Here is a 12,821-nt window from a genome sequence, read left to right as displayed (position 1 = left end):
CCCGCTCTCACCCGTCCCGCGGCGCGGCGGCGAGCATGACGGTGACGGCGGAGTCGTGGAACCACCAGAATCCCAGGCGCATGCCGGGCTGGAGCGCGGACGGGCGGTCGTCCGGCGGCACCGAGAGGTAGGGGAGGGTCACCGCGAGGGCGCTCTGCGAACGAAGCGGCGCGACGACGCACCGGCCCTTCGCGATGTCGCCGCGTGAGACGAGGATGCACTGCTCCTCCTGCAGCATCCCCTTGGCTCCTCCGATCCACAGCTGCCAGCCGTAGTACGACCCGAGGTGCGATGCCCAGAGGACCTTCCCCGCTGTCGGGAAGGGCGGGGCGTCGGCGGGGAGGGGCGGCTCGCCCTCCGACCCGAACCAGTCGTGCAGCGGCACCTGGATGAGCACCTGGGCATCCTGGTCGCGTGCGAGCGTGTACGCGGATCGCGTGGTCTCGACCGTCACGTTCGCGCTGGTGAGCGTCGGGACCGTCGTCGTCGTCGACACGACGACGAGCCCCGCGACGACCGCCGCCGCGAACGCGATGCCTGCTCCCCGCCCGCCCCGGACCCGCCGCCTCCGCACCGGCGCCTCGGGCTCCTGGTCGTCGGCCGGCCGCTGCTCGAGCGTCGCGACGGCGACCGGCGCAGCATCCATCCCGTCCTTCCGACCGGCGTCGCCAGGCGGACTGTCGTCGGCGCTCCGGTCCGCCCAGCGGAGGCCGTCCTTCCGCCCGCCGTCGTCCGGATGCGGGTCGTGCGCGAGGCGCTCGAGGTCGCTCAGCCGCGCCAGCGCAACGGGATCCCCCGCGATGTCGGGGTGGGGGCCGTAGGCCCGGCGTCTCAGTTCCGCGAGCTCGGCGCGGGTGGTGTCGTCCATGTCGGCCGCCCCATCAGCCCGCCAGACGCTTGCGCAGGAAGACCTGCTCGATGCCGTCGTCGCCCTGCACGCGCTGCGTCTCGGCGTAGCCCTCGCGCGTGTAGAGGCGCAGGTTCGCCTCGCTGAGCGATCCCGTGAACAGCTCGGCCTCGGTGGCTCCGGCCCCGCGGCCTCGCTCCTCGACCGCCGCGAGCAGGCGAGAGCCGATGCCCTTGCCCTGCTGGTCGGGCGCGATGGAGATGCGCCCGATGAGCAGCAGCCCGTCGTCGAGGCGTGCGCGCAGGGCCCCCACCATGCGCGGCCCGGCCAGTGCGACCTGACCGAGGTTGTCGTGCAGCTCGTGCTCGAGCTCGTCGAGCGACTGCGTGAGCGGAGGCATGTCGGGCGTGCCGTAGATGAGGGCCTCCTGCACGAACGCGGCGCGCTGCAGGGTGAGGACCTCCCCGGCATCCTCCATGCGGATGTCGCGCACGGCGACGTCGTCTGCGCTCACACTTCCACGCTATCCCTCGCGGCGCCCGAACGGGTGGGTTCAGACGACGAAGAACGACACCACGACGGCGAGCGCGGCGATGCCCGCGAGCAGCATCGACTGGCGGATGTTCCGGTACTTCCGCTGCGCGACCGCCGACAGCACGAGGAGCTGCTGATACGTCCGCTCGGGAGCGTGCAGGCCGCGCGCAGCGAGCGCCTCGGCGACGGCCTGCGGCGAGCTCATTCCGCGGATCTGACCCCAGTAGGTGATCGCGCCGGGGCCGGGGCCCCTGCTCAGCCGGGGCCAGACGGCGAGGGATGCCGCGACGACGGATGCCGCGGCCGTGAGGCCGCCGATCGTCCAGAGCACGACCGCGAACGCGCCGGAGTCCGCCGGAGACCAGCCGCCGCCCAGCAGCCCGCTCAGCACGATGCTGAAGGCGATGCCGAGGCTCCCGATCAGCAGCGACGCCTTCTGGTCGGCGCGGTCGATCTCGGTCATGACCTCGGCGAGCATCTCGGTGGCGAGGGCGTGTGTCGTCTCGTCGGGCACGGCGCCCTGCTGCTGTGTCGTCATCAGCCCACTCCGAAGGTCACGGTGAACGAGGTGCCGTCCGCCAGGTCGACGCGGTACGTGTACTTGCGGCCCGCGTCGAGATCTGCCGTCGGGATCGACCCGAGCCACAGATCGGCGGCGTCGGCGTAGACGAAGCCGAACGGCAGGAAGTACGCCTCCGTCGCCTTCGCCGAGCCCGGCATCGCCTGCGACGTGAGGAGCACGACGCCCGTCACGTAGCCGGGCGTGCCGATCGCGGCGCCCGCGTCGTCGTAGGCGCGGAAGATGATCGGCACGCCGGAGCCGTGCGCGAAGACGCTCGACCCGTCGGCCGCGAGGGGGCCTAGGGGCTGCCGGTCGGGGAGCGGGATGCCGACCGGGATCGGGACGACCGGCGCGGTGCCGCCCGCCCCGCCGCGCGTGCCCCCCGAGCGCGGCGACGACGGCGACGACGGCGACGACGGCGACGGCCTCGACGGGGAGGACGGCGACGACGAGGGCGGTGTCGGCGTCGACGGAGGCGTGACCGGTGGCGTGGGCGTGACGGGCGGTGTCGGCGTGACGGGCGCCGCGGTCACGGTGTAGTAGGCGAGCACCGTCGTCGTGTTGCCCGCGACGTCGGTCGCGCGGCACTCGACGGAGGCGGGACCTGCCGTCGCCGTGGAGGGCGCGTCGCACGATTGCGACGCGACGCCGGAGGAGGCATCCGTCGCATTGGGCACGGCGGTCGCGGCGGACCCGACCGTGACCGGCGACGGGGTGACGACCGGCGCGAGAACCGGGCCGTTCGCGTCGACCCGCACGGTCACGGCGGCGCTCGCGGTGCGTCCGAGAAGGTCGGTGATCGTGCCGGTCACCGTCGTTCCGGATGCCGACGTGTCGCCGTCGACGATCTGCTTGGTCGGGCAGGGCTGCAGCAGCGGAGCCCCGCTCGTGCACGTGAACGCGACGGTGACCGCCGAGGTGCTCCACGTGCCGTCGACGTAGGCCCCCGCGCTCGTCGTGGCCTTCGCCGTGATGGTCGGCGCGGCGGGCGTCGTGACCTCATCGCCGACCACGACCTCATCGGACGCGGCATGCCCGTCGATCTTCCCGTCGTTCGGCGTCACGGTGACCCGGATCACGTCGCCCGTCTGGGCGATGCCGTCGAGGTCGAGGGTCGCGGCCGACTTCCCGGGGATGACGATGCCGTTCCGCTGCCAGGAGTAGGTGAGCGTGACGGGGTCGCGGTCGGGGTCGGTGCCGGTCGCGTGTGCCGTCAGGATGCTGGTGGGCTCGGTCGGATTGGTGTCGGAGGTGAGCGCGACGGCGGCGGCCGGCGGCTCGTTCCCGGCGGGCGTCTCGACGGTGAACTGCACCGACGAGCACGCAGAGCCGCGGCAGACCGTGAGCGTCACGGTGAGGGAGCCGGGGCTCGTGATCGGCTGGTCGACGAGCGCCCGTGTCGTGCCGTCGGGGTCGGTCCGGATCGTCGCGGGTGCGGAGGAGAGCTCGCGGCCCGCAGCATCCACCACCGTCGTCGTGGCGGTGAGCCGCTCGCCCGGGACCGCGTCGGTGACCTGGACCCCGCGCAGCAGGCGCTCGCCGATCGCCAGCGTCACCGCCGGCCCCGGGTCTCCGAGCGTCGGCGCCACGGCGTTCTCGACATCGAGGTGGCCGCGGGCCGTGTCGGTCGCGACGTTGCCCGAGGCGTCGATGACCTGCAGCATCCACCGGAAGGGGCCCGCGGGCGCATCGATCGTCCAGAAGGTCTCGCCGTCGACGGTCACCGGGCTCGCGGTGACCCGCTGCCAGTCGTTCGACCCCTCGGGCTGCACGAGCGCGATGACCGAGGCGATGGAGCCGCCGGTGTCGGAGGCGTGCACCTCGAGCGTCCCGTTGCGCAGGCCCACCGAATCGATCACGGGCGGCGTCGCATCCGTCGACGTGTCGGGGCCGTAGACGATCTCGGCGGTGAAGTTCGTGAAGAGCTCCGTCGTCCCCTGGCCCGACTGGGTCATCTGCACGCGCGCGGGGGTGATGACGAGGAGGTCGATCGGGCCGGCGGGGGTGTCCTGATGCGTGATCGTCGCGTACGACGAGGGGAACGCCGAACCTGCGGCGACCGCCGTCTGCTGTGGCACGCCGACGGTCGGCGGCGCGAGCGCGGGCGTGCCCGTCTGGGTCTGGGTCGTGAGCGAGGTGAGGATGACGCCGCGGGGCACGAGGCCCGCCTGGGGCTCGAGCACCCGGACGATGCTGGGCAGGATGCCTTGGGCGGTGGGCACCGCGACCGCGCTGCCGTCGACCGTGTAGTACGTGCCGCCGTCCGGGCTCGTCTGCTGCTGGTAGGGGGGCTGGAACGACAGCGCCGCCGTCGTGATGCCGCCGCTCGTCGACACCTGCAGATCGGGGGCCTCGGGCAGCGGCATGTCGGTCTTGACCGGGTCGGTGAAGGTGTACATCGGGAGGCCGTAGTAGACCGCCTCCATGAGCGCCTTCTCGTCATAGCCCGAGTAGAGTCCGAGACCGCCGAGGTACGACTGCTTCGCGTACGTGAGCGCCGCGCCTGCCGACACCTGATCGCCGGACACCGACACCCCGAGCCAGTCCGCGTAGAGGCTCAGGAGCCTCTCGCCCAGTGCCGTCGTCACGTTGTTGGCGAGGCCGTAGCCCGTGTTCCCGACGTACCCGGCGGACTGGGAGAACACGTCGACCCAGTCGGTGACGTCGCCGTAGTAGCTCGTGGGCAGGTTGTTGCCGGCGTGGCAGCCGATGCCGAAGATCAGCGAGCCGGACAGCTGGGATGCGTCTTCATGGCCCTGCGCCAGGAAGAGGTCGTTGTCGGAGAAGCTTCCCGACTCGGCGCCCGGCACGCCGGGGAGCATCTGCGTCTCGTTGGCGTGCGTGTTGACCGAGACGACCTTCGGCGCATCCGTGTCGGTCGGGAAGAGCTTGCTCTGCAGATCCCTCGCCGTCCACGGCGTGGCGAACTGCTGGTTGACCGACGATCGCCACGCGAGCGACTGCGTGACCTTTCCGGGCAGCTCCGCCCAGGCGCCGTAGCCGCCCGTCAGGGTCGAATCCGCCGAGACGATGCCGTCGGACGCGAGAAAGCGGTCGATCGTGGCGATGATCTGGTCGGGGCTCTCGACGAGACGCCCCAGTGCGACGGACGGGAGGTAGAGGTGCCCGCCGAGGGTGTCGTAGGCCTTCGCGAGTCCGTACGGGTCGTCGGTGAGGATGTGCGACGTGCGGGCGGCTGCCGAGAGCGGCGTCTCGCAGGGGTCCTCCACGCCGTTCGCCGGCGGGCACGGCTCGCCCGCGGCGGTCTGCTTCAGGCGCAGGTCGTCGGCGTGGCTCACCTCGGTGAACTGCGCCGTGTTCTGCGCGACCGGTGCCAGCGGGATGATGTCGTCGCCGCCCACGATCACGACCGACCGGATCTGCGAGCGGTGCGTGCCGAGCTGCTGCCCGACGAAGGTGTTGACCGCCGACGAGAGCTTCTCTCGCGCCGACATCGAGCACGGATTGGCGTCGAGCGCCGCGCGAGCCGCCTGCACCTCGGGGCTCGTGTCGATCGAGAGCACCGCGCCGTCGACGCGGTCCGCGCCGACGTGGCCGTCGCCCGTGAGCGAGAGGAGCGCGTCGCGCACGCGGTCGGCCTCCGCCGCGCCATACGTGTCGCCGAAGCGGGTGGCGTCGAAGAGGTACAGCGTGTTGGTCGTGTCGGTGATGGCGTCGTTGAAGCCCGCGATGCCGGGGTCGGCGGTCTGGGCGGGCGCCCACGGCGTGCACATCACCTCGGGCGACTCGTCGAGGTACTGCACGCGCAGCGAGTACAGGGCCGAGCTCGGCTGGTGGTTGCCGCTCGTGACGCGCACCAGCAGCTTGTTGTCGGGAGCGGCATCCATCGACGCCGCCTGGACCTGCGCGACTCCGTCGCCGCCCACGACGGTCTGATCGACGAGCGTCTGGCCCTCCAGCGGCACGGAGGCGTCCGGGCCGGCCTGCGACGCCTGATCGAGCGGACCGTTGTGCTCCGCGACGGCGGTGCCCGGTGCCGGCCCCGCGTCGGCGACGCCGAGCGATCCGCTGCTTCCCTGCGGCGCGTAGAGGGAGAGCGAGAGCTGCCCGTCCGTCGCGTTCGTCGAGACGACGAGTCGCTTGCCGGGGGGCGGTGGGTTGACGACGTAGTAGTCCTCGTCCTGCGCGGGCCCGTGGATGCGCTTGCCGTCGTCGTCGAGGGCGCGCCACTGCGGAGAGATCCACTCGTAGTAGACCTCGGAGGCGCTGAGCGGAATCGCGGAGTTCGGCTGGTCGCCGTCGAGGTTGCGTGACGGGTCGTCGAACGACGACAGCGGTGCGTCGCCGTAGAGGTCTTCGGACGCCTCCAGCTTCCCGCTCGTGAGCGTCGCCACGGCGTGCGAGTCGCCGGGCTGAGTCGTGGACGAGTAGAAGGTGCGGATCGAGACGACAGTGCCGCCAGCGGTCTCCGGCAGCGGCACGCGCATGCGCTCGGCGTCGATCTGCTTCGGGCCGGAGTTCGGTCCGCTCGGGTAGGTGTAGGCGTCGGGGCCGGACGTCGACACGTACGTCATGAACGGCGCGGTGCCCGCGGGGGTCGTGAGCGACGCCGTCGGCGCGGCGAAGGTCGTCGACTCGCCCGGGCCCGGATCGAACGTGTACTGGAACTGCGCGACCGAGTCGCAGCGGATGGTGCCGTCGCAGCCCGTCGCGTTGGTCGACGCCTCGGCGAGGTTCGGGTCGATGGATTCCGCCGCGATCTGCTCCCAGGGGTAGCTGTCCCGGTCGAGCATCGACATGAGCAGGGTGCCGATGGTCACCGATTCGGGGGCGCCGGCGGCGAGGTCGGCGACGGTCGCCTCGGGGAGGATCGAGCCCTTCAGTCCGGACAGCGATCCGGAGACGTTCGCGCTGCCGAACAGTGCGACCCGGGATGCCTCGTCGAGGCTCGACGCGTCGACGGCACCGAGCGGGGTGTCGGCGTAGAACAGCTCGGAGGCCTTGAGGTAGCTCATCATCGTGTCGTCGACGGGCAGCGACCGCAGCGGGACGGCGTCCACGCCGGAGCGCTCGATGTCGAGACCTGCGGCGTCGAGGTCGGCGAGGAACATGCCCGGCTCGACCGTGAAGCCGAGCCCCTGCGCGTCGACGAGAGCCTGCCAGCGCTGGAGGGGAGTGCCCGTGCCCGCGAGCGGGACCTCGGAGAGCTTCGCGTCGCCGAGCACATACGCCGCCAGCGTGAGCGAGTCGAGCGCGCTGCCGTCGACCTTCACATCGCCGAGGGTGAGGCTCTGGACCCGCTTGGCCGAGGCGCGCTCGGCGTCTGTCGCCGTCGAGCCGGGATCCGCAGCCTTGTTCGCCCAGGAGAGGACCTCGTCGAGAGTCACGCTCTGGATCAGTTCGCCCTCGAACGGGCTGCCGGCGAGGACCTGATCCCATCCGCCGGGGAAATCGAGCCGGTAGATCGGCAGCCGGTAGATGGGAAGCCGGTAGATCGGGAGCCGGTAGATCGGAGAGTCCGTCAGGAGCAGCCGATAGATCGGCAGGCGGTAGATGGGCAGCCGGTAGATCGGCAGCCGGTAGATGGGCAGCCGGTAGATCGGCGCGTTCGCGATCGTGGACGCATAGCCGCGGAGCGAGGTCAGGGGAATCGACGGGATCTCGATCCGGGTCATGAACCCGGGGGTGACGAGCTGGCCCTGCGTGTTCGCGACCGACAGCCCGCTGTGCCGGTGGGTGTCCAAAGCGAAGACGGTGGATGCCGCGGGAGCCGCCGCGCTGAACGCCACCGTCCGCGCGGATGCCGACACCGAGGCCTCGGTGCCCTCGGCGAGGTCCTGCCAGTCCGGGATGATCCCGAAGCAGCTGACGGTCGTGCGCGAGTCGGACCAGCCGATCTCCTGCGTGCGGATGACGGGGGTCGCCAGCTCGGCGGCCGGCCCGCTGAAGTCGTACTTCGGCACGGTCGTCGTCCACGTGACGCGGCTTCCGTCGGCCGAGATCACGGGGTCGGCGATGTAGCCCACCGCGCGGTCGGTGAGGATCGTGCCCGCCGCCGCGTAGTAGAAATTGCGGTCGAGCGTGCCGGCGATGACGGCCGGCTGCCCGTCGCAGTCGTTGTCGTCGATGAAGGCGAAGGTGTTCCCGGTGGCGTCGATCGTGGGGTCGTGGGCGTCGCTGCCCACCAGGTTGTGCTGGCCGGCCAGAGTGCCGAGGCCCCCGACGGGCGCGTAGTAGACGTAGTCGCCCGCGCTGCCGCTGCCGACGAGGGGGTCCTGGTGCGCCGTGAACACGACGGCCGCCCCGTTGCCGCTGATGCGCGCCTGGCTCGTGCCCCCCTGGAGCGCGGTGTCGCCGATGAAGCGCGTGATCGCGATGTCGCCGAAGATGCCGTCGCCGTTGGTGTCGAGATCGGCGAGGAAGGCGTCGGCGGCCTGGTTGGTGTCGCCCGTCGTCAGGTCGGTGGCGTCCGAGGTGAAGACGAGGTAGCGCCCGCTGTCGCTGAGGTCGGGGTCGTACGAGGAGCCGTTCGGCTCGGACGCGCCCTGCACGCGGAAGGTCTTGCCGAGCAGGGTGTCGCGGACGTAGATGCTCGTCCGCCCGGCGGTCCCGCCCGCCGCGACGAGATTGGTCGCGCTGCTCGTGAAGGCGACGTAGCGACCGTCCGCACTCGCGACGGGCTCGGAGCTTGGCCCGTCGGCGCGCACCGCGCCGAGCGGTCCGTCGGGCACGCTCACGAGGGAAGGCGCGCCCGAGAAGGGGTCGTCGCTGCCCTTCGCCGCGACCGAGACGAACACGTCGGAGACGTCGTTCGTGTCGCCCGCGACGAGGTCGTCGGCCGTCGACGTGAAGAGCACGCGCTGGCCGTCGGGCGAGAGGAACGGCTGGGTCGAGGCGCCCTGATCGGTCTGCGAGACGCGGAACAGCGTCGAGCCGTCGGGCGGTGTCACCGCGGCGGACGCCGCCGGCGCGACCGCGGGCGTCGCGACGGCGAGGCCGGAGACGAGCAGTGTGCCGATCGCCGCGACGGCGATGGAGCGCAGCCGCGGACGCGGGGTGGGAGCGGGGTTCATCGGGCGTGCTCCGCTTCGGAGGGCAGGGGGGACCGGTCGAGGATCGGAGCGGCGTTGGCGACCCCGAGCGACGCGAGGAGCCGCTCGGCTTCGCCGCGGACGACGGCGTCGGGCCGGAGGTGATTGAGCTGTGCGAGCGAGAGCGCGCGCTCGAGGGGCGTCGCCGAGGCATCCTCGACCGCCTCCAGCGTGAGGGCGAGCGCGCCCGCGTCGTCGCCCGCGAGCGCCGCGAGCCGGGCGCGCTGGCGAGCGAGCCGCGGACCCCCGTCCACCCCGGCGAGCGCCTCGGCGAGCGCCGTCGCCGTGTCGCGGTCTTCGGCGTCGAGCGTCGCCTCCAGCAGCCGCACGCGGGCGTCGAGGGCGGCATCCGTCTCCTCGAGAGCCGCGAATCCGTCGGCGGCGGAGCGGAAGGCGTCGCGCGCAGCGCCGTGGTCGCCGGCCTGTTGCGCGATCCGCCCCGAGAAGCCCGTCACGAAGGCGACGAGATAGGGATTGTCGGACGCCTCGAACACGCGGAGAGCCTCGGCCACGAGCGGTCGCGCCTCATCGATCCGGCCCTGGTCGATGAGGACCTCCGCGGCGTTGGCCGACTCGATCGCGGCGCCCACGATGTCGCCCCCCGCTTCGCCGGCGGCCCGCGCCTGGTTGTACAGCGCTGCGGCGGTCGTCCAGTCGCCGCGGAAGTACGCTCGGGCGCCGAGGACGTTGAGCACCTTCGACTTCGACAGCTCGTCGCCGGTCTGGTCGTAGAGCTCGAGCGCGCGCGGGAGGTTGACCATGGCGGCATCCCCCTCCAGCTCTCCCGCCGCGATGTCGTGATATCGCAGGGCATCCGCCAGAACGCGCTTGGCGGTGTCGTCGTGGGCGATGCCGTCGAGGAGCGAGATCGCCTCCGTCGCGAGCCGGCGGGCATCGGCCCACCGTGCCTGCCGCAGGCGCAGCCCGGCCTCGGTCACCGTGACGGCTCCGAGCACGCGCTGTCCCTCCGGACCCGCCCCGGTGAGCGCCCGCCGCGCCGATCGCAGCGCCCGCACGGCCTCGTCGTGCCGACCCAGGATGTTGAGCGCGTAGGCGCGCTCGTGGTCGAGCCGCGCCCGGTGCACCGTGTCGGAGATGAGCTTGCGGGCGCTCGAGAAGGCCTCCAGGCCCTCCTTCGCCCAGCCGCCGGCCACCGACACGCGGCCGAGGGCTTCGAGCAGCCCGGGGAGGTCCTCTCCGCCCGCGGAGCGGCGGGCCGCCTCGACGGCCAGGCGATAGCTCCGCACCGCCTCCTCGAGCGCGAATGCCTGCTCGGCGGCCTGCGCCGCGGCGAGGGCCGCGCGGTGCGCCGCCTCCCAGTCGCCGGCCGCCTCGTAGTGACCCGCGAGCATCACGTTGCGCGCCGTTCCGCCGAGCGCGGGGTCGGCCTCCAGGGCCCGGGCCGCCGCGCGGTGCAGCTCCCGCCGCGCCTGGAAGGTGAGCTGGTCGTAGGCGACGTCGCGGAAGAGCTCGCTGCGGAACGAGATGCCGTCGGCGCCCAGCTCGAGGAACGATCCGAGGCCGCCCGAGATGAGCGGCATCCCGACGCACGTGATGTAGAGGCCGAGGGGGATCCGGATGCCGAGCACGGCCGCCCGCCGCAGCGTCGTGCGCTCGCTCTCGGTGAGCGCGTCGATGCGCTCGCCGATGAGCTGCTCGATGCCGAGGGCATCGTCGCCCGACACGAGGCCGGTGGCGAGCTCGATCGCATAGAGCGGGTTTCCCTCGGCTCTCGCGACGAGAGGACGCGCGTCGGCCGGCAGCAGGCGCCGGCCGGCGACCGCCTCGATGATCTCGCGGATCTGCTCGTCGCCGAGCCCGGCGAGCGGGAGCTCCTCGCCGAGCGGCCCGACACCGTCCTCCCCGGGGCGGCGGACGATGAGCACGGCGTGGCGGGTGTCGCGACCGATGAGCTCGGCGAGCACCGTCGCCGAGGCGGGGTCGACCCATTGCGCGTCGTCGAGGACGAGGCATCCCGGACCCGTCGTCAGCCCGAGGAGGAACTCGGACACGACCTCGGCCGTGCGCTCGGCGCGGAACGCATCGTCGAGGGCCTCGGACTCCGCTGTGGGCTCCGCCTGAGCGCCGGCCGCGGGCGCGAGGAGCGGCAGCCACGGCGTCAGCTGCGGGAAGTGGTCGGCGACGACCTGCGCGAGGCGCTCGCCGGCTTCGGCCGGGCGCGCGGCGGGCGGGATGCGCAGCAGGGGGCGCACGAGGGTCTGCAGCGCCCGATAGGGCGTGTTGACCCCGTACCGGTCGCCGTACGCGCGCAGGACGGGGAGCGGCGTCTCATCGAGGATGTGCTCGAGGAGGCGCGTCTTGCCGACACCGGCCGGGGCCGTGATCGTGAGCACCGAGCCGACTTCCGCCGAGGCGTCGGCGAGCACCGCACGCAGGCGCTCGAGCTCGGCGTGCCGGTCGACGAAGGGGGTCTGCTGCGTCGCGAGGCTCGTCGCGCCGCCGTGACCCGTCACGACCGCGACCGCGATCTCCTGCGACTTGCCCTTGACCGTGATCGTGCCCGCATCGTCGGACTCGAACGGGCGACCCGTCCGCTCGAGCGCGGCCCGCGCCACGAGCACCGTGCCGGGCTCGGCCCGCGCGGTCAGGCGAGCCGCCAGATTCGTCGGGTCGCCCATCACGGTGTACGTCTGGCGGTACATCGCGCCGACGAAGCCCGCGAAGACCCGTCCCGACGTCACCCCCGCGCGCAGCGCGTAGTCGGAGCCCGACTGCACGATGCGCAGCGCGGCGCTCACGAGGCGACCCTCGGGATCCTCCGTCGTCGTCGGCGCGCCGGCGGTCAGAAAGTAGCGGTAGCCGCCGATCGCCGGGTCGACGTCGAGGAGAGTGACGCCGGTCTCGGCGGCGACCTCCTCGACGAGGCGCGTGAGGGCGTCCATGCGCGCGTGGTCGTCGCGGTCGGGACGCTCGGGCACGCCGGACACCTGGATGAACGCGATGGCGGCCCAGCGGTGGTCGGGCTCTGCGCCGAGCAGATCGGGTCGCTCGGCGAACGCGCGCGGCAGGAAGCGGTCTGCGGCCCGGGTGCGACCGACGTCGAGCGCCATGAGCGAGGTCGAGGCGACCGTTCCCGCCTTGAGAAGTCGCCGGGCGCCCGGGGCGGACTCCTCCTTCGCGACCTGCGCCGCCGGCAGGAACGCCGCCGTCTCGTCGCTCACGAGGATCCGGCCCGCCTCGGCCGCCGACTGGAGCTCGATGACGCGAGACGTGTCGCGGCCGGTCAGCACGACCGACACGTTCTCGCCGCCGGTCACGAAGAAGTCGAAGCCGCCGCTGTGCACGCCCACCGACATCCGCAGCTTCGCGCGGGCGGCGGGCAGGTGGATGTCGCCGATCGCCGTCAGCACCCGGTTCATGTTCCAGGCCGCATGCGCCGCGTGCCGGGCGTGATCCGGGCCCGTGAAGAGCACGAAGAGCGCGTCGCCCGCGAACTTCACGACGTCGCCGCCGTCGTCGGTCACCGGCAGCAGCACGGTGAAGATGCGCGAGAGCGTCGCGATGAGCTGCTCCGTGCCCTCACGACCCGCGGCGGCCAGCTGCTCCGACAGCGTCGTGAACCCCGAGATGTCGACGACGACAGCGGTCCCCTCGACGCGGACGATTCCGTCCGCATCGTCGGCGAGCCCGTGGAAGAGGCGCGGGCTCAGCGCCGAGGCCGTGACGTGCGCGTTCAGCGAAAACCCCTCCTTCGCGGGGCGCCAGCACCCGGCCCGGGCGGGGGGATGCCGGAACACGGCGCCGTGATGATGAGAAGACTCTCACGGATCGGGATGCCGCGCCATGGCCGGGAATCGGCATCCTC

At 72.6% G+C, this 12,821-nt stretch carries 5 protein-coding genes; all 5 read right to left on the bottom strand.

Annotation, left to right across the window (positions count from 1 at the left end):
- Window positions 1–7: 7 nt before the first annotated feature.
- Entirely contained in the window at window positions 8–868 is an 861-nt protein-coding gene (locus AAIB33_RS14495) for a hypothetical protein (protein ID WP_345800667.1), read from the bottom strand.
- A gap of 13 nt (window positions 869–881) precedes the next feature.
- Window positions 882–1,325 (bottom strand): GNAT family N-acetyltransferase, encoded by a 444-nt coding sequence (locus AAIB33_RS14490; protein ID WP_345803445.1) that lies wholly within the window; start codon window positions 1,323–1,325, stop codon window positions 882–884.
- A 75-nt stretch (window positions 1,326–1,400) separates the two neighbouring features.
- Window positions 1,401–1,919: a Pycsar system effector family protein gene (locus AAIB33_RS14485; RefSeq protein WP_345800666.1), complete on the bottom strand. Its 519-nt coding sequence runs from the start codon at window positions 1,917–1,919 to the stop codon at window positions 1,401–1,403.
- A complete protein-coding gene (locus AAIB33_RS14480) occupies window positions 1,919–8,977 on the bottom strand; it encodes a hypothetical protein (RefSeq protein WP_345800665.1) in 7,059 nt (2,352 codons plus the stop codon). The genes AAIB33_RS14485 and AAIB33_RS14480 overlap by 1 nt, the downstream gene beginning before the upstream one ends.
- A complete protein-coding gene (locus tag AAIB33_RS14475; RefSeq protein WP_345800664.1) occupies window positions 8,974–12,753 on the bottom strand; it encodes an adenylate/guanylate cyclase domain-containing protein in 3,780 nt (1,259 codons plus the stop codon). Before AAIB33_RS14475 ends, AAIB33_RS14480 begins: the two co-directional genes overlap by 4 nt.
- Window positions 12,754–12,821: the final 68 nt, after the last annotated feature.

It is taken from the genome of Microbacterium sp. AZCO, assembly GCF_039614715.1.
GTDB lineage: Bacteria > Actinomycetota > Actinomycetes > Actinomycetales > Microbacteriaceae > Microbacterium.
Note: the sequence above shows the minus strand (reverse complement) of the source record. Positions and strands in the feature narration are given on the sequence as shown.